General features: G+C 61.0%; 18 protein-coding genes. 13 read left to right on the forward strand and 5 right to left on the reverse strand.

The annotated features are described in order from the left end of the window. Positions 1-67: 67 nt before the first annotated feature. From lpxD to RBB76_RS24300, 3 genes are all read left to right on the forward strand, one after another. Positions 68-1,063, forward strand: coding sequence for a UDP-3-O-(3-hydroxymyristoyl)glucosamine N-acyltransferase (gene lpxD, locus RBB76_RS24290; RefSeq protein ID WP_429631140.1), 996 nt, complete (start codon positions 68-70; stop codon positions 1,061-1,063). Positions 1,064-1,120: 57 nt separating this feature from the next. After that, positions 1,121-1,954 (forward strand): response regulator, encoded by an 834-nt coding sequence (locus RBB76_RS24295; protein WP_429630382.1) that lies wholly within the window; start codon positions 1,121-1,123, stop codon positions 1,952-1,954. A 341-nt stretch (positions 1,955-2,295) separates the two neighbouring features. Continuing rightward, positions 2,296-2,652 carry a hypothetical protein gene (locus tag RBB76_RS24300; protein WP_429630380.1) on the forward strand — a complete coding sequence of 119 codons (357 nt, stop codon included), beginning with the start codon at positions 2,296-2,298 and terminating at the stop codon, positions 2,650-2,652. Between the two features lie 11 nt (positions 2,653-2,663). On the opposite strand, the gene RBB76_RS24305 is transcribed toward RBB76_RS24300, so the two are convergent. Beyond that, complete coding sequence (locus RBB76_RS24305) at positions 2,664-2,810, reverse strand: hypothetical protein (protein WP_429630378.1); 147 nt, start codon at positions 2,808-2,810, stop codon at positions 2,664-2,666. Positions 2,811-2,971: 161 nt separating this feature from the next. Continuing rightward, a complete protein-coding gene (locus RBB76_RS24310) occupies positions 2,972-3,124 on the reverse strand; it encodes a hypothetical protein (protein ID WP_429630376.1) in 153 nt (50 codons plus the stop codon). A 117-nt stretch (positions 3,125-3,241) separates the two neighbouring features. On the opposite strand from RBB76_RS24310, the gene tmk reads away from it, so the two are divergent. Continuing rightward, the gene (gene tmk / locus RBB76_RS24315; protein WP_429630374.1) at positions 3,242-3,916 is read left to right on the forward strand and encodes a dTMP kinase; all 675 of its coding nucleotides are present in this window, start codon (positions 3,242-3,244) and stop codon (positions 3,914-3,916) included. 89 nt (positions 3,917-4,005) lie between these two features. Further along, positions 4,006-5,457, forward strand: coding sequence for a cytochrome P450 (locus tag RBB76_RS24320; protein WP_429630372.1), 1,452 nt, complete (start codon positions 4,006-4,008; stop codon positions 5,455-5,457). A gap of 12 nt (positions 5,458-5,469) precedes the next feature. Here RBB76_RS24320 and RBB76_RS24325 read toward each other — a convergent pair whose 3' ends face one another. Beyond that, complete coding sequence (locus RBB76_RS24325) at positions 5,470-5,895, reverse strand: TOBE domain-containing protein (protein WP_429630370.1); 426 nt, start codon at positions 5,893-5,895, stop codon at positions 5,470-5,472. A 91-nt stretch (positions 5,896-5,986) separates the two neighbouring features. Between RBB76_RS24325 and RBB76_RS24330 the strand changes: the two genes are divergently transcribed. Next, entirely contained in the window at positions 5,987-6,739 is a 753-nt protein-coding gene (locus RBB76_RS24330; RefSeq protein WP_429630368.1) for a CAP domain-containing protein, read from the forward strand. A 77-nt stretch (positions 6,740-6,816) separates the two neighbouring features. Here RBB76_RS24330 and RBB76_RS24335 read toward each other — a convergent pair whose 3' ends face one another. Continuing rightward, a complete protein-coding gene (locus RBB76_RS24335) occupies positions 6,817-8,133 on the reverse strand; it encodes a carbohydrate porin (RefSeq protein WP_429630366.1) in 1,317 nt (438 codons plus the stop codon). Positions 8,134-8,553: 420 nt separating this feature from the next. On the opposite strand from RBB76_RS24335, the gene RBB76_RS24340 reads away from it, so the two are divergent. The 5 genes from RBB76_RS24340 (at position 8,554) to RBB76_RS24360 (ending at position 13,588) form a co-directional block, all read left to right on the forward strand. Next, entirely contained in the window at positions 8,554-9,708 is a 1,155-nt protein-coding gene (locus RBB76_RS24340; RefSeq protein WP_429630365.1) for an ATP-binding protein, read from the forward strand. After that, on the forward strand, positions 9,705-10,721 hold the full coding sequence (locus tag RBB76_RS24345) for an L-threonylcarbamoyladenylate synthase (protein ID WP_429630363.1): 1,017 nt from the start codon (positions 9,705-9,707) through the stop codon (positions 10,719-10,721). The genes RBB76_RS24340 and RBB76_RS24345 overlap by 4 nt, the downstream gene beginning before the upstream one ends. A gap of 41 nt (positions 10,722-10,762) precedes the next feature. Next, positions 10,763-11,380 (forward strand): class IV adenylate cyclase, encoded by a 618-nt coding sequence (locus tag RBB76_RS24350; RefSeq protein WP_429630361.1) that lies wholly within the window; start codon positions 10,763-10,765, stop codon positions 11,378-11,380. Between the two features lie 49 nt (positions 11,381-11,429). Continuing rightward, positions 11,430-11,765 (forward strand): energy transducer TonB, encoded by a 336-nt coding sequence (locus tag RBB76_RS24355; protein ID WP_429630359.1) that lies wholly within the window; start codon positions 11,430-11,432, stop codon positions 11,763-11,765. Positions 11,766-11,881: 116 nt separating this feature from the next. Further along, positions 11,882-13,588: a methyl-accepting chemotaxis protein gene (locus tag RBB76_RS24360; RefSeq protein ID WP_429630357.1), complete on the forward strand. Its 1,707-nt coding sequence runs from the start codon at positions 11,882-11,884 to the stop codon at positions 13,586-13,588. Between the two features lie 71 nt (positions 13,589-13,659). Here RBB76_RS24360 and RBB76_RS24365 read toward each other — a convergent pair whose 3' ends face one another. Beyond that, positions 13,660-14,742, reverse strand: a complete 1,083-nt coding sequence (locus RBB76_RS24365) for an energy transducer TonB (RefSeq protein WP_429630355.1) — start codon at positions 14,740-14,742, stop codon at positions 13,660-13,662. 444 nt (positions 14,743-15,186) lie between these two features. On the opposite strand from RBB76_RS24365, the gene ileS reads away from it, so the two are divergent. Together ileS and lspA are read left to right on the forward strand one after the other, a co-directional pair. Next, positions 15,187-18,081, forward strand: a complete 2,895-nt coding sequence (ileS, locus tag RBB76_RS24370) for an isoleucine--tRNA ligase (protein WP_429631139.1) — start codon at positions 15,187-15,189, stop codon at positions 18,079-18,081. Then, entirely contained in the window at positions 18,081-18,626 is a 546-nt protein-coding gene (gene lspA / locus RBB76_RS24375; RefSeq protein WP_429630353.1) for a signal peptidase II, read from the forward strand. The genes ileS and lspA overlap by 1 nt, the downstream gene beginning before the upstream one ends. Positions 18,627-18,628 lie beyond the last annotated feature (2 nt).

An 18,628-nucleotide genomic window follows, 5' to 3' on the forward strand; every position in this document is an offset into this window, starting at 1 on the left:
CGATGTTTGCCGCGCCATCAACCCGAGGTCTTCTACAATCTTCCCCATGCAATCCCCCGCGAAGTCCATCACCCTGGCCGAACTGGCCGACCATCTAGGAGCCACCCTTCACGGCGACCCCACCGCCCGAATCACCCAGGTAGCCGGCATCGAAACCGCCACTCCCGGCGCGCTCGCCTTCGTCGCCAACCCCAAATACGCCTCCCTGGCCCACACCACCCAGGCAACGGCCGTGTTGGTCGAACCCGACTTCCCCGAAATCAACGCCGCCACCCTCCGTCTCAAAAACCCCTACCTCGCCTTCGCACGCGCCATCGAGCTCTTCTACCAAACACCCGCCTACGCCCCCGGCATCCACCACACAGCCGCCATCGCGCCAACTGCGACCCTCGGCGCGAACGCCCACATCGGAGCCTACGCCGTCATCGGCGATCACGTCACCGTCGGCGACAACGCCATCATCCTCCCCCACGTCGTCCTCTACCCCCACGCCTCCATCGGCGACAACTTCTTCGCCCACGCCCACGCCATCGTCCGCGAGCACTGCCAACTCGGCGACAACGTCACCCTCCAGAACGGAGCCATCGTAGGAGCCGACGGCTTTGGCTTCGCCCGCCAATCCGACGGCGGCTGGTACAAGATCCTCCAATCCGGTCGCGCCATCCTCGAAGACAACGTCGAAATCCAGGCCAACGCCTGCATCGACCGCGCCTCCATCGGCGAAACCCGCGTTCACGCCGGCGCCAAGATCGACAACCTCGTCCAGGTCGGTCACGGCTCCACCGTCGGCGAAAACACTCTCCTCTGCGCTCAGGTCGGCCTCGCCGGTTCCACCATCGTAGGCAAAAACGTCATCCTCGCCGGCCAGGTCGGCGTCGCTGGCCATTGCACCATCGGCGACGGAGCCATCGCCACCGCCCAAAGCGGAATCCCCAACGACGTAGCCCCCGGAAAAGTCGTCAGCGGCTATCCCGCCATCGACAACCGGCAATGGCTTCGCTCCGTAGCACTCTTCAATCGTCTCCCCGAACTCCTGAGGGATCTAAAGTCCAAACTAAAATAACCATCCAGCGAGTGACCTCCTCGTATATAACTCTTAGAAGCAGTTGGGGGTAGAACGATGGCGGAACCTCCCGAAGGTCTTAGTAACGGCACTACCGAAATGCAAAGCACCACAGCACAACCCGTTCGCGTACTACTGCTTGATGACGAGCCCACCAATCTCCACCTTCGCGCCGCCATCCTGCGCCAGCACGGCTACGAAGCCGTTCCCGCCGCCACTATCGAAGAGGCCACCGACCTCTTCAACAACATCGACATCGCCGTCCTCGACTACCACCTCGGAGCCGGCCAGTTCGGCACCGAAGTAGCCGCTCTCCTCCGCCGCCGTCGTCCCCACGTTCCCATCATCATTCTCTCGGCTACCATCGACCGCTACTTCGGCGGCGTCGAAGACATGCATCTCCTAAAAGGTCACAGCTCTGTCGAAGACCTCCTCGACGCCCTCAGCTCTCTCGAAGCCAAACGCCGCGGCGCACCCGTCGTCGTCGACGCACGCGACTTCTTCTACTCCCGCATCGCCATGGCCATCGGCTCCGATGTGCTCGTCCAGATCTTCGACGAGAACGGCATCTGGCAATATTGCAACGACAGCGTGGCCGAATACCTCGGCCAACCCCGCGAGTGGTTCATCGGCCGCAGCGTCTACGAAGAACTACGTCCCTTCATGCGCGACTGGAGCGACGTCCTCCAGACTGTCTGCCTCACCCGCGAAACCTACATCGATCGCACCCATCGCGGCCTGCTGGCCCAACCCCGCCCGCAAGAACCCCAGCTTACCTGGAGCGTCCTCGCCTTCCCCATCACCCTCCACGACAACCGCTCCGGTGCCGTCCTCACCGCCCGCATCCTCGACAAGCCCACCCGCAACTCCGAGCTCCTCCCCTTCATCTAGTCAGCGCCGTTCGATCGCACAACAACGCCACGAAAACCCGCCCTCCAGCAACCCAAAAAAGCTTTGTCATTTCGACCGAAGCGAAAATCTGTCATTCCACCTAAGCGAAAACCGCTGTTCGCCTCAACTCGTAAGATCACGGAGAATCTGTCACTTCAACCAAAGCGAAAATCTGTCATTTGACCAAAGCGAAAATCTTTCATTTCGACCGAAACAAAAATCTGTCATTTCGACCGAAGCGGGACGGCTTTTCGTCCCGCGCAGTGGAGAAACCCGCTGTCCTCGGCTGGAGGCTCAGACGACCGAGCCATCAGGACTTTCCCTGATACTCTTGAAACCTTATGCGTCCTCTGCCCGCGCTCGTCCTTCTCACCAGCCTCACCACCATCGGCTGCCACTCCCATTACGTAGCTACCACGGTCAGCAATCGCACAGGAAAGCCCATCGAGCTCCTCGAGGTCGACTACCCCAGCGCCAGCTTCGGCACACAAAACCTCGCCACCGGCTCTGACTTCCACTACCGGTTCAAAGTTTTAGGCTCCGGCCCCATGAAGCTGCTCTATACCGACAGCGCCCATCAAGACCACAAAGCCGATGGCCCCTTCCTCAAAGAAGGAGCCGAAGGTTTGTTGTCTATCGCGATCACTCCCACCGGAGTCACCTGGCAACCCGACACGACCGTCACATCAGGCAAATAACCTGATCCAGTCTAAATTTCTAAATTTCCGCCCTGCATTTCGGTCGCGACTTCTAGCGAGCTGAGCCGAACCGCATGCGTGTGAGCCCGGTGCATCAACACCACCACAGTACCCAGCGCCAATACCACAAAGAGCATTGCAAAAACGACTACCGTCATAACTTAGAGCCCTCCGCTGCAACCGCTTTCCGCAGCGCGGAACATAATAGGCTTTCCACACTTAAACTGGCAATATATTTAGCCGCAAAATCTCCAATCGCCCCCGGACAGAGATATCCCGCCTCCTTGGCATCCAACAGAAGCCAATGATTATGAACGACCTACCGCGAGTGAACCCCAGAAGCTCGTCCATGTGTGGCGGGAGCAGCATCTCCGCTATGTCCTTTGCGTCTCTGATCTCTCATCATCAACGCAATCACTCCGCCCACTACCAGTAACGCAACGATCATTGCAATAAAAGCGATGGTAAGCATCTCATCCTCCTGCTTTCCTCAGCAGGCGTGCAAACCAGCCAAAAGCGTTCTGCAGCTCGCAACGCCCTGCCTCCTCACTAAGATGCCATCTGCACCATCTGCGGTAAGCTGAAGCTTATGCCCCGCGGATATTTCATCACCTTCGAAGGCCTCGACGGCTCCGGAAAGACCACCCAGTTACGCCGCCTGGCCACCTCGCTCGAGTCCGAAGGCCACACCGTCGTCACTCTCCGCCAACCTGGCGGCACCCCCCTCGGCGACCGCATCCGAAGCATCCTGCTCGACTCCCGCTCCGAGGCTGCCCACGGCCCCATCGCCCCCGCCGCCGAGATGGCTCTCATGTTCGCCGACCGCGCCCAGTCCATCGCCGAAGTCATTCTCCCCGCCCTCGCCGCCGGTTCCATCGTCCTATGCGACCGCTACACCGACTCCTCCGAGGCCTATCAGGGGGGAGGCCGCCAGCTAGGCAGCGAGCGCATCCTCGCAATGCACGCCGCCGCCTGCAACAACCTCCAGCCCGACCTCACCCTCCTCCTCCTCCCCTCGCTCGAATCCTCCCTCCGCCGCGCCCGCCGCCGCAACCAGCGCCACGTCGAAAAACTAGGCACCGACGAAAACCGCTTCGAGCGCGAGCCCGACGACTTCTACCGCCGCATCTACGACAAGTACGAAGAGATCGCCGCCCGCGAACCCCACCGCGTCGTCCCCATCCGCGAAGACGCCTCCATCGACGAGATACAAACGTGCATAAAAAAAATCGTCGCGGCGCGCCTCGACAACGCCAAAGCCTAACCAACCTTCTTTCCACTTCGTCAAGGCGCCCCATACCTCATCCGCCGAACTGTGTTCTCCTCATCTAAGAGAAGCATCAAGGCCTCAAGATGACCACCCCTCCCCCGACACTCGAAGCACCGCCGGAACCAATCCCCTCCGTCACACCTCCGCGCAACAGTGTTCAAGGCCGAATGCCACCCGGCCTCAAGCACTCACTTCCCTTCTACGCCTTCAGGCCCTGGGTCAAACTCGGAAGCCCTATCCTCCTCTTCGAGTACCTCCTCAAAACCTACGGCAACATCGCCCACTATCGCTTCCTCGGCACCCCCATCGTCTTCATCAACGACCCCGAGTCCATCCGCGAGATCCTCGTCACCCAAGCCACCAGCTTCGTCAAAGAGCGCACCGTCCGCCGCATGAAGGTCCTTCTCGGCGAAGGCCTCATCACCTCCGACGACCCCATCCACATGCGCCAGCGCAAGATCGCCGCGCCCGCCTTCCATCGCCAGCGCATCGCCGCCTACGGAGACCAGATCGTAGCCTGCGCCCTCCACCAACGCGAAGCCTGGCGCCCCAATCAGCACATCGACATCTCCGCCGCCAGCATGCAGCTCTCGCTCGAGATCGTCGCCCGCACCCTCTTCAACACCGACGTCACCGCCGACATCCGCAGCATCAACGATGAAGTCAACACCATCATGGGCCTCTACAACTTCATCGTCGCCTTCCCCAAAATCGAATCCTTCATGCACCTCCCCGTCCCAGGCATCATGAAGTTCCGCCGCTCCAAAGCCCGCCTTGACGCCGTAGTAGACCGCCTCATCCGCGAACATCGCGAAGCCGCCGCCCGCGGCGAACCAGATCGCGGCGACCTTCTCTCCATGCTCCTGGCCAGCAAGTACGAGTCCGAAGACCCCACCCAACAAACCGGCATGTCGGACGAACAAGTACGCGACGAAGTCCTCACCATCTTTCTCGCCGGCTACGAAACCGTAGCCAACGGCCTCACCTGGACCTGGTATCTCCTCAGCCAGAACCCGCAAATCGAATCCAAACTCCACGCCGAACTAGACGCAGTCCTCGGCACCGGCCCCACCCAACGCCTCCCCACCCTGGCCGACTACCCCGCCCTCCGCTACACCGAACAAGTCTTCGCCGAATCCATGCGCCTCTACCCACCCGCCTGGGCCATGGGTCGCATGTCCACCAAGCCCATCACCCTCGGCCCCTACACCATCCCATCCGGAGCGCACTTCTTCTTCAGCCAATACATCATGGGCCGCGACCCCCAATACTTCCCCGACCCACTCCGCTTCGACCCCGACCGCTTCACTCCCGAAAACAAAGCCGCCCGCCACAAGTTCACCTACTTCCCCTTCGGCGGAGGCAGCCGCCAATGCATCGGCGAAAGCTTCGCCTGGATGGAAGGTGTCTTCAGCATCGCCACCCTCGCCCAACGTTGGCGCATGAACTACCTCGGCACCATCCCACCCGAGGTGCAAGCCAAAATAACCCTCCGCCCACGCGACCCGCTCATGATGCAGCTCATCCCCCGCTGACCACGCAAGAAATCAATCCACCGCAACAATCACACTCGAAGCCTTGAACGCCGCACACACCTGCTCGCCCAGATGCAGCTCCAGCCGATGCAGACTTCCATCCGTAATCACGCCGGTCAACAGCTCTCCGCCCTGCAACCGGATCGACACCTCATCGTTCACGCTGCCTTCGCGAATCGTCTCCACCAAGCCGCACAAAATATTTCGCGTGCTGATCTTGCTCTTGTCCATCTCCTTCCCAATGATGATCCAACTGGCCTTCACCAACGCCCAGGCCTTCATCCCCTCTTTCAACCTCATCGCCTCCACGCTGCCATTCGTAATCACCGCAACAATCTCGCTCCCAGCTTCAGTCGCCAACACGACCTCGGAGTTTACCGCGCCCTTCGTAACCTTGCTGATCGTTCCAGCCAGCGTATTTCGCGCACTTGTCTTCATTCGCCTTCACCTCATCATCATCGTATCCAAATTCAAAAAGCCTATCCCACGCGGCCAACTTTACTCCAATCTCCCAACTCCAATCACACACATGCAAAATAGAACGCACGCACGTAGCCTTCTGCTTGCTCTCCTCCTTGCAGCATCCTCCTTCACTGGACAAACCCCGCCAACCTCGCCCGAACAGACTCTCCTCCAACTCACAAATCAAGCCCGCGCCGCGCACAACCTGCCTCCGCTCCATTGGGACAACGCCCTCGCATCCGCAGCCAAAACTCATGTCCAACGCGTCCGCAACCAACCCGGGGAACTCCTCCATCAATATCCCGGCGAACCCGACCTCACCACGCGCGGCGCGCAAGCAGGAGCTCACTTCACCACCATCGCCGAAAACGTAGGCCGCGGCACCGACGTCCCGCTCATCCATCAAACCTGGATGAACAGCCCCAGCCACCGCGCCAATATCCTCGACCCCAATCTCAACGCAGTCGGAATCTCCGTCACAAAAAATCACGGCCTCTTCTCCGCCGTCGAAGACTTCTCCCGCAGCGCAACCGTCCAATCCTTCAACTCGCTAGAAAAACAAGTCGCCCAGATCCTGCTCGAGCACGGCATAGCGCCCGCCGAATCCAACGCCGACGCCCATCAAACCTGCACCATGCAAAGTGGCGCTGCAGGCTCTCCCAAGCTAGTCGTCCAGTGGGACGGCCCCGATCCAACTCTCCTGCCCGACGCTCTGCTCCGCGCCATCTCCACCGGCAGATACACCACCGCCGAAGTTGCAGTCTGCGCCAGCAAACAAGCCCAGTTCACCACCTACAACACAGCTGTACTCCTCTACTAAATTCAATCGCGACCAACGGGAGCGCCACCCAAAGGGGTACACAAGTCACGAAGTGACCGCCGCCCGCGCAGGGCGCACTAAAAAATAATCCGCATACGAGCATTCAGCAGCACGCTTGTATAAGCCTTCGCCGCATACATCGGATGAATCGACACCTGCACATCCGGCCCGATCTCCATGCTCTTGGTCATGCGAATCCGATAAAACGTCTCGACGATACTCTCGTGTCGCTTCCCCATACGCGTCGGTTGAATGTAGTTGAACGCCGTCCCAAACATATCGCCACGCCGGCCAAACGGGCTAACGTTCGTCAGTCCCAGCGTATCGGTCTGTCTGATAGCCGTTCCCGTCTCCGTCGCGAATCCATACCGACCAAAGGGGGCCCATCCATTCGCATACTCGTGATCGAAACCAAACGCGACACCATGCCCGCTTCCCGTGTTCTTCGTATCGTCACGCCACGCTCCGGCGCGCAGCTTCAAATACTTGCTCCCAGGCGCACCATCAAACCAGCCGAACTCCACGCCCTCAAGGAACTTCCCTTGCGCCATCGTTCCAATCCCCGTGTACTGCGACCCGATGGTGTCAATCGCCAAAGCATGCATGTAGAAGTGGTGCGTCATCTGAAAATCAACCGCTCCTCCACCCGCATACGTTCCGTCCGAAGTAATCGCAAGATTGCCGTCATTCTCTCCATTCAAAAACTGAGTTCTCTCATCGTTGTTCAGAAAGCTCAGGCTGACAAACTGATTCGGATGTATCTTGCCTGCATAAAACGACAGTCTCTTATGCAGGAAATCCTGCCGCCAATAAAGAACGTTCACGGTGATTGGCCGTTGCGCCCCACCACCCTGAAGGCAATTCAAAAAAATACCCGACCCCATCTGGTCGCTCAGGTTCCACTGCTGACTCATCCCGATGTTGGTTCCCGAACGCACCAGCAGCGCAATCGAGCCAGCCGTGCTTCCATGCTCATACACCGCCCAGTTTCCCGTAAAGTCGAGCCGTCCGCTTATCTGGTCATGACGCTGCGCCGTATCCGGTATCACCGTCGCATATTGATTGAGAAACGTATACGTCGCTCCGAACCGAAGCCGAGCACTCGTCTCCAGCCAACTCCCACCCATATCCACCGTCTTGGTGACGACCCTGAAAGGATCGGTCTGAAAGAGCGGATCTGCCGGCACCAACCCCAGCGCCGCCACAGCCGAGTCCAGCTCCTGCGGGTACCTCTCCAGCGGCTCGTTGATCGCCGGCTCAGACTGCGGCTGGTACTGAGTCGTCTCATCGGTAGCATTCGGCCTGACGATCTTGATGTTCTGTCCCCAAAGATCGGTGAACGCTCCTATCAGAATCAACGCGATTGTCTTACCTACGTGCTTTCTGACGTTCACACAACTCCTTAGCGACCCGCTGGCCTTGTTCCTCTGAAAAGTGACTGCCGACTTGATCCGCCGCAGTCATGCTTTGGGGCATGAATCTTCGTGGAGTATTCTGCTACGGCAACATGGCCCAACTCAAACATTAAAAAATTGCTGTCAACCCCCAAAGACCTCGAAGACAGCACCAAACCCGCTAACGGAGCGCCTTTTATAGCCTCCCCGGTTTGGCGTATTACCCCTCTTACAACGCGTATCATAGAAGCAGGAGATCACTCCGCGAAGAGCCGGGCTCAGAGCCTTCTCTTCAAAGAAGAACTCCCAACAAAGTCCAGACTTAACCTTCATAGACCGAATACTTTAGCACCAAACAGTACCACGGGTGACCATCCCGAACCTGCATCGAACCTACGCCTGAGGAGGAAGCCGCAAGTCGTGACCACGCCAAACGCTCTGCCCGTCAACTTCAACGACTTCCTCGGCAACAGCACCGCCATCGAGCACCTCCGCACCGCCATCGCCGCCGGCCGACTCCCCCACTCCCTCATCCTCGCCGGCCCCACCGGAGCAGGAAAATACACCCTCGCCCTCATGCTCACCATGGCCGTCGAGTGCGAGCGCCAACCCCGCGACCTCTGGTCCAACGGCGTCTCACTCGCCAGCTTCTGCGGCGTCTGTCACAACTGCACCCGCATCGCGAGCGCAGCCAACCTCGAAGACGAGATCGACAAAGCCGTAGCCGTCCGCGAAGAGCTCCGCGAGACCGACAAAAAAGAGACCCGCGTCCTCGTCCAGCCCCACCCCGACGTCCTCATCGTCCCACCCGACCCCCCACAGCTCCTCATCAAACTCGGCCAGATCCGCACCGTCATCCAGCGATCCCACTACCTCCCCAGCGAGGCCCCACGCAAGATCTTCATCCTCACCGCCGCAAACATGATGAAGGAAGCCGCCAACTCCCTCCTCAAAGTCCTCGAGGAGCCACCAGACACCGTCCACATCATCATCCTCGCCGAAAATCCCGGCGAACTCCTCCCCACCATCCGCTCCCGCTGCGCCACCGTGCGCCTCGGTGCCCTGCCCGTCGAAGAGATCGAGATGCTCCTCGCCGACCGCCGCCCCGACGTGCCCCCCAAACAGCGCACCCTCATCGCCCGCCTCGCACAAGGCGCCGCCGGCAAAGCCCTGGGCTTCGACCTCGAAGCCTACACCGCCGCCCGCGCCGATGCCCTCCTCTTTCTACGCAACGCCGCCGCGGCCAGCAGTGGCTCCGCCGAGCCCGACCACACCGCCCTCTTCAAGATGACCGAAACCTACCGCGCCGGAGCCGAAGGTCAGCAAAAAACCTCCGCTCTCCTCCGCAGCCTCTCGCTCCTCCTCGAAGATCTCCTGCTCCTAGGGGCCGGCACTCCAGAGCTCCTACGCAACACCGACCTACGCCCCGAGCTCGACCGCCTTAGCACCACCCTCAACTTCGCCTGGATCGAATCCGCGTCCCGCGGCCTCGATCAAGTCCAAAGCGGAATGCGCCGCAACCTCCTCCGCAGCCTCTCCCTCGATGCCTTCGCCGGCCAACTAGCCGCAAAATGAGTACGCCCGACGCCCGCAACACTCTGCGCCTCTCGTCCAGTCCGGAAGACGTCGCCCGCGCCGCCGAGATCCTCCGCAACGGCGGCACCGTAGCCTTCCCCACCGAAACCGTCTACGGCCTCGGAGCCAACGCGCTCGACCCCAACGCAGTCGCCAACATCTTCCTCGCCAAAGACCGCCCCCACTGGGACCCCCTCATCGTCCACGTCAGCAACCGCGCCATGCTCGACCAAGTAGCCACCGTCTCCGAGCAGGCAGAGCGCCTCATCAAAGCATTCTGGCCCGGCCCCCTCACCCTCCTCCTTCCCCGCACAGAAAAAATCCCCGACGCAGTCACCGCCAATCGCCCCCTCGTAGGCGTCCGCATGCCCGCGCACCCGCTAGCCCACGCACTCCTCGAAGCCACAGGGCTCCCCCTAGCAGCACCAAGCGCCAACCGCTTCGGCCACACCAGCCCCACCACCGCAGCGCACGTCCTCCAGGATCTAGACCACCGCATCGACGCCGTCATCGACGACGGCCCCACCAGCGTAGGCGTCGAATCCACCGTCCTCGACCCAAATCCCTCCCCCATGATCCTCTACCGCCCCGGCGCCATCACCCCAGCCATGCTCGAGTCCATCGCCGGCCCCGTCACGATCTACACGCCTCCACAACAAGCCCCCTCAACCCCGCAAAGTCTACCCTCCCCCGGCGTCGGCATCCGCCACTACGCCCCCCGCGCCCGCCTCATCCTGGTCGACAGCGAAGCCGACCTGAACTCCCGCCTCGCCACCACCGAAGGTCGCATCGGAGTCATGCTCCCAAGCAACTGGACCATCCCAACCAACCACGTCGAAGTCTTTCCCTGGAGTTCCCTCGAAGACCCCACAGCCCTCGCCCAAACCCTCTTCGCCGGATTGCGCGACCTCGACGCCCGCAACGTCGCCATCATTCTCTGCCCGCTACCCAAACCCGAAGGCCTCGGCCTCGCCATCCGCGACCGGCTAAAAAAAGCCGCAAAAACAAACTAAGGTACACGTTTTTCACCGGCCCACCGCCGTATACTCGCCCCATGAAGAACTCTGAGATCGAACTCAAGTTTTCCGTCCCTGATCCAGAAGCTCTCCAAACCCGCCTCCCACACCTCGGCTTCCATCTCGTCACACCCCGCACCTTCGAGCACAACACCCTCTACGACACTCCCAACCGCGACCTCCGCGCCCGCAGACGAATCCTCCGCCTCCGCCAATACGGCAATCTCTGCACCGTCACCCACAAGCGTCTCCCCGACGAGCAGGCCCCCGTCGACACCACCCGCTACAAGATCCGCATCGAAAACGAGACCACCATCGGCAACCTCGAAGCCATGGCCGAGATCTTCCTGCAGCTAGGCTACGCCCCCGCCTTCACCTACGAAAAATACCGCACCGAGTGGTCTCATCCAACAGATCCCGCCTCCGAGACCACCGCACACCTCGTCCTCGACGAGACCCCCATCGGCACCTACGCCGAACTCGAAGGTCCCACCGCCTGGATCGACCAGACCCTCGCTGCACTCGACATCGCCCCCACCACCTGCCTTACCGACAGCTACGGCAAGCTCTTCCTCGACTGGAAACAACGCACCGGCAGCCCCGCCGGAAACCTTACCTTCGCCGAAATCACCCCGCCGGTACTCTCTCTCCGCTAAAGCCTCCCCCACCTCCGCCGATACAACCTCTGTACCCCGGAGGTTTTCCTTGGCTATCCCACTTCGCTCTTCGCGCCCACTTCTTCTTGCCGGAAGCGTTGCCCTCTGCGTTGGCACTGCCTTCGCAGGCGATGTTCACCGCGCAATCGTCTCCCGCACAGCCCCAGCCTATCCAGAGCTGGCGCGCCGCATGCACGTCGGCGGCAAGGTCGTTCTTCTCGTCTCCATCAAGGCTGACGGCACTGTTGCAAGCACCAAGGTAGAGTCAGGCCACGCCCTCCTCGCGCCCGCAGCGCAGGACGCCGTCACTCACTGGCGCTTCGCCCCAAACCCTGATGCCACCGAGTCCGAGGTTGAAGTCAACTTCAACATCGACGGTCAGTAACGACGGTCAGTAACCCAGACATCCCTCGCAACCGAAACCACCGTCGGGATCCATCCCGGCGGTATCTGCCAACCCTAAAAGCCGATCGACTCTCCTAACTTCGCTCCGAGGTCCTCATGCAACTGCAGTCGAAGATGTTCCTGATGACTGGCGCCATCGTCGCCACTACCGTTCTCAGCGCAAGTATCGCCCACCGATACATCGAAGAGGCCAACGTCCTGTCGAACATGGTCACGGAGAACCGCATCCCCGTCATCATGTCCAGTCGCGACATCCGCTCTCACTTCACCGACACCGTTCGTCTGCTTGAGTCCTACATGCTCTTCGGCATCGACGCGAACTCTTCCGCTCTCTACCGCAAGTCGCGACGCGAAGAGTTCGAGCAGGCCGAGAGCTCGCTCGCTCTGCTTCATCAGCAGACATCCCACTTCGATCTCGGCTCCGACGCACCGCGTCTCATTGCCCTCGACTCCGATCTCGCCGCGCTCAAGACCCTCGAAGAAAAAGTCGAGAACCTGAACGAATCGAAGACCCCCCAAGGCTCGGCTGCAGCCTACGACACTTTGCAGAACCAGATTCTGCCTCTCGAAAAGAGCCTCTTCTCCAACATCACCGAGATCGCTCAATCGCAGACCCGCCTCGCCAATGAAGAACAGGCACAGCTCCGCGGAGCCAACCACTTCACCCTCATTGTCCTTTGGCTCGGCACCATTATCGCCTCTCTCATCGGCATCACCGTATCGGTCTACCTCGGACGGAAGATCGCCTACGCCCTGAACGCAGTCATGCAACGTGCTGATGCCATCGCCGCCGGCGACCTCAGCGGCCAGCCGTTGGCCCTCGACACGACCGACCAGACGGGCGCCCTCGCGCACGCAGTCCAGAAGATGCAGACCAACCTCGCCGGAATCATCGGAACGCTCGCCGAGACCGTCTCCACCATCACCGGCAGCGCCGCCACCATGGGCTCAGCCAGCGACCAGATCCATCGCCGCATGGACCAGCAAAGTCAGCAGACCCAGCAGGCCGCCACTGCGATGCAGGAGATGTCCGCCTCCATCGCCGAGGTCTCCCGCCACACCCAGTCCGCCGCAGAGACCGCCCGCAGCGCCGCCGAAACCGCCCGCGAAGGCGGCACCATCGTCAAGCAGGTCCTTGGCAGCATGCACTCCATCGCCACGGCCGTCAGCGACACCTCCGCCACCGTCGGCCTCCTAGGCGACGACTCCCGCCGCATCTCGCAGATCGTCACCGTCATCGACGAGATCGCCCGCAAGACCAACCTCCTGGCCCTCAACGCGGCCATCGAAGCCGCTCGTGCCGGCGACCAGGGCCGCGGCTTCGCCGTAGTCGCCGGAGAAGTCCGTCGTCTGGCCGAGTCCACCGCTCAGGCCACCGGCGAGATCGCCAGCATGATTCAAGGCATTCAGGACCGCACCCTCACCGCCATCGCCAGCATGGAGAGCGGCACCGGCACCGTGCAGCAGGGCGTCATCACCACCAACCAGGCCGGCGAAGCTCTGGAGCGCATCATCGGTATGGCCGAGCGCGTCGATCGCATGATCGCCCAGATCGCAATCGCCGCCTCCCAGCAGACCGCCGCTGCCGATCAGTCCAGCGCCAGCCTGCACTCGATCCACTCCCTCAGCCACGAAAATCTCACGGAGATGGCCACCACCGCGGCTGGAATCGAATCTCTCCGTTCCACCGCCGTCACGCTCGAGCAGCAGGTCGACCGCTTCAGCCTCAGGTCCGCACCCGACTCAAGGCTGGTACGCGTCGAGAGCAACACGAAACGTCACGCCACCTTCCAAACCGCATAACCAACCAGCATCCTCACCAAAACGAAGAGGCCCGCACTGAGCGGGCCTCTTCATCTTTCAGAAAACAACCTTTAGAAGATCTGGAAGTTCACCTCAACGTTCAGCTCAACCAGAACAGGTTTGCCGTTCTCCATCGCCGGCTTGAACTTGTACTGCCTCACCGCTTCCATCGCCTTCTCATCCAGACCCATGCCAACGCCGCGAATCACATGAACGTGGCTCGGATTCCCATTGGTGTCGACCCAGAGGTTGACCAGAACGTTTCCGGCAACCTTCGCCTTCCGAGCTTCCTCAGAAAACTCCGGCTCAACCGAGAAGATCAGCACCGGAGCCGAAACCCCTCCGCCAATCCGCCTCGGTCCGCCACCGGTATTGCCACCCGAGCCGGGCCCAAGCCCCGAACCGTTGCCAGATCCAAGACCAGTGCCCGTGCCGCCGCCACCTGAATACGGCCCAATAATGGGCGAGTTCGGAACTCCGACCTGCGGCAGGTTGCTCGCCATCTTCACATCCTGCTGAACCTCAATCGTCGGATCAATCTTGATCTTCGGCTCAACCAGCGGAGGCTTATTCGGCGGCACAATCTGCGTATCCGCAAACTTCGGAGGAGATCCCTTAACCACGGGAGTAGGCCCTTTTTGTCCACCGCCTCCACCCATCGCCTGAGCCCTTGGCGGAGCCTGCGGAGGAACCGAGAGTTCCGTCACCTGCATCGTCTTCACCGGCGCTGCAAACTGAACCTTCTTCGCCAGCAGAAACGCGATCAGCAGAATAATTAATCCGTAGATCACCACAGCAGACGTCGTCGCAATCGGATTCTGCTTGGTCTTCATCCGATCGACAACAGCGATCGGCTTTGACTCGAGCACCAGAGGCGGCAGCTTTACCGGGAAGAAGACATCCCGCATGCTGCTCCAAAGAGAGGCAAACACTCCCTCTTCCTCGATCACCATGTCGCTATCAACCGGCTTCGATTCCAGCTGCAGCGGAGCTTCGTTTGACTTGCTGAAGGCATCCCGAAGGTTCGCAAAGAACGACGTCCACATGGACCCATCGGTCTCTTCGTTCAACTTTGGAGCATCTGCCGGTCGCAGGGTCGGAGCCTGTCTCTCTGGGTCTATCTGCGGTGGTGGTGTCAATAAACTATTCGCCATAAGCCGTTTCGCCTCGGTGCAGTAAGCCGCAGCCTCCGCACACCACTTCCAAAAATCATGCCCGCCATGAAACTACTGCTCTTATTTACGTTCCAAATGCCAGTCCGGTTCTAGTCCGGCTCTGGCAACAGCACCTGGTTGTTAACATTCTACAAACATTCGCCAGCGGACGCTCGTTACCTTGGACGCACGTCACCATGGGAATGTCTCCTTGCCATCCTGTGTACCACCCCTCCGCGCCGTCTACAATAGAGGTTTGCCACAAACTGGATCTTTGTCACAACGAACCAAGAGGACCGAATGTCGGAAGCAACCCAGGCAAAACCCGAACTCAAAGCGCTGAAGTCGACGCTGAACCTGCCAATCGGCGCGGAAGGCAACGAACCGGATCCAGCGCCTAAGGCGTTGAAGTCCACATTAAATCTGCCCCAGACAGCCTTCCCCATGAAGGCAAACCTGCCGCAGAACGAACCCGCGCGCCTCGAAGCGTGGCAGCAAGGCGACTTATACGCGCAGATCCGCGCCGCTCGTGCCGGACACCCGAAGTACATCCTCCACGACGGCCCTCCCTACGCCAACGGAGCCATTCACCTCGGCCACGCCCTCAACAAGTGCATCAAGGACTTCGTCGTTAAAACCAAAACCATGGCCGGCTTCGACGCACCCTACGTCCCAGGCTGGGACTGCCACGGCCTTCCCATCGAGATCAAAGTCGACGAACAACTCGGCCGCAAAAAACTCGAGATGGACCCCATCGCCGTCCGCCGCGCCTGCCGCGAGTACGCGCAGAAGTACGTCGACCTCCAGCGCAGCCAGTTCGAACGCATCGGCGTCTTCGGCCGCTGGAACGATCCCTACCTCACCATGAGCTTCGGCTACGAAGCCAGCATCGTCGAAACCTTCTACGACTTCTTCGAAAAGAAGTTCGTCTACAAAGGCCTCAAGCCCGTCTACTGGTGCATCCACGATCGCACCGCGCTAGCCGAAGCCGAGGTCGAATACGAACAGCACACCTCACCCAGCGTCTACGTCCGCTACGCCCTCACCAGCGATCCCGCCGCCATCGCCCCATCACTCGCAGGAGTAAAAGACCTCTACACCATCATCTGGACCACCACCCCCTGGACCCTCCCCGCCTCCCAGGCCGTAGCCTTCAACCCACTCCTCGAATACGTGGCCCTCGCCTGCGAAGGCGGCACCTACATCGTCGCGCAAGCGCTAATGTCTTCCGTCATCACCCACTGCCGTCTGATGAGCGCAAAGAACCCCGCAGAGCCCGCATCGCAAACCGACATCGTCGCGGTCTTCACCGGCAACCACCTCGAGCAGTCCACCTTCCAGCATCCCTTCCTCGATCGCAGCATCCTGGGCGTCACCGCCGACTACGTCACCGCCGAGCAAGGCACCGGAGCCGTCCACACCTCACCCGCCCACGGTGTCGACGACTTCTACACCGGCCAACGCTACCACCTCCCCGAGATCCAATACGTCGACAACGCCGGCCGCCAGCGCCACACCGGCACAAACGGCGGAGGCGAAGTCGCGCAACCCTACGAAGACCTCACCGTCTTCAAATCCAATCCCGTCATCATCGAGCTCCTCAAAGAAAAAGGCGCGCTCCTCAGCGACACCAGCTTCGAGCACTCCTACCCCCACTGCTGGCGCTGCCACAACCCCGTCATCGTCCGCGCCACCGAGCAGTGGTTCATCGGCATGGAAACCCCCATGATCACCGACGAAGGCGCCGTCACCACCTTCCGCCAGCGAGCCCTCGACGAGATCAAGAAAGTCGTCTGGGACCCGGCCTGGGGCGAAGAGCGCATCTCCAACATGATCGCCACCCGGCCCGACTGGTGCATCTCCCGCCAGCGCATCTGGGGCGTTCCCATCGCCGTCTTCCTCTGCGACAAATGCGGCGAGCCGCTCAACGAACCCGCCGTCAACCAGAGCATCGTCGACCTCTTCCAAAAAGAGGGTGCTGACGCCTGGTACGCGCACGAAGCCGCCGCTCTCCTCCCTGCAGGAACCGCCTGCGCAAGCTGCCATCACCAGGAGTTCCGCAAAGAGATGGACATCCTCGACGTCTGGTTCGAGTCCGGCGCAAGCTGGCACGCCGTCCTCGATCTCGAACCCGAACTCCACTCCCCCGCCGACCTCTACACCGAAGGCGGCGACCAGCACCGCGGCTGGTTCCACTCCTCACTCCTAACCTCGGTCGCCGTCCGCAACCACGCCCCCTACAAGATGGTCGCAACCTCCGGCTGGACCCTCGACGAGCAAGGCCGCGCCTTCTCCAAATCCCTCGGCAACGGCGTCGATCCTGTCGACATCGCCAAGCGTCTCGGCGCGGAAGTCATTCGCCTCTGGGTAGCCTCCGTCGATTTCCGCGAAGACGTAGCCGCCAGCGAAAACCTCATGCAGCGCGTCAGCGACAACTACCGCAAGCTGCGCAACACCCTGCGCTTCCTACTCGGAAACATCCACGACTTCAACCCTGCCACCGACGCAATCGCCTTCGCACAGCTACAGCCGCAGGACCAATACATCCTCGCCCGTACCGCCGAGCTCGACGCGAAAATCCGAGCCGCTTACGACGACTTCGAGTTCCACCGCGCCTATCACGCGCTCAACGAGTACGTGAACACCGACCTCAGCGCGCTCTACCTCGACGTCCTCAAAGACCGCCTCTACACCTTCGCGCCCAACCATCCCGGCCGCCGCAGCGCACAAACAGCCCTCTGGCGCATCGCCGAAACCCTCACCCGTCTCATCGCGCCCATCCTCAGCTTCACCGCCGACGAGGTCTGGGCACTCCTGCCCGCCCTGCCAAACCGCGAGTCCAGCGTCCATCTCGCACTCTTCCCTTCCATGGCCGAGATCATCCCCGGCACCACCCGCCAGCTCGAAGAAGACTGGGACCAGCTTCTAACCCTCCGCGACGAAGTCCTCAAAGTCCTCGAAGAGGCCCGAACCGCGAAGACCATCAGCAACAAACCATCCGAGACCCAGATCGTCCTCGGCTGGCTAAACAGCGTCTCCGAGCGCCCCAATCCAGTCTTCGAGCAATACAAATCCATTCTCCCCGAGCTCTTCGGCGTAGCCCAGGTAGAAATCTCCAACGCCATCGTCACCGAAGGCAACGTAGAAAAGGGAGCGTTCTACGTCCAGGCCAAACCCGCAGCAGGCTCGAAGTGCGAACGCTGCTGGCGCTTCACCGAAGACGTAGGCCAGCAAGCCAACTACCCCACCGTCTGCCTTCGCTGCGCCGACGCTCTCGAAGCCATCCACTTCCCACCCTACGACGCACCACCCAGCAACTCAACGGAGCCGCAATCCTGATGTCTTCACCGAACAAGACGACCTTCGAAGCCGCAACGCCAGCCATCGCGACCGAGTCGCGCGACCGGCGCGGCGTTGCGCTCGCTATCGCCGCAGCAGTCGTCATCCTCGACCGCATCACCAAACGCATCGTCGTCCAGCAACTCCCCAACGGCCAGGCCCACACCGTCATCCCCGGCATCTTCCGCATCACCGACGTCCACAACACCGGCGCCGCCTTCAGCATGTTCGCCGAATCAGCCTCGCCCACAACAGTCCGCAACATCCTCATCGCGTTCTCCGTCATCGCCGCCATCGTCCTCATCGGAATGCTCTGGCGAGCGGGCCGCGCCCTCACTGTCAGCACCGTAGCCCTTGCGCTCATCCTCGGCGGAGCCGTCGGCAACCTCTACGACCGCCTCTGCTACAGCTACGTCGTCGACTTCCTCGAAGTCCACATCGGCAACTACCACTGGCCCGACTTCAACGTAGCCGACAGCTGCATCTGCATCGGCGCCTGCCTCCTCCTCATCGAAATCTTTCGCCCGCAACCAACCGACTCCTAAGC

This window comes from Tunturiibacter psychrotolerans (assembly GCF_051013365.1).
In the GTDB taxonomy this organism is placed as follows: Bacteria; Acidobacteriota; Terriglobia; order Terriglobales; family Acidobacteriaceae; genus Edaphobacter; species Edaphobacter psychrotolerans_A.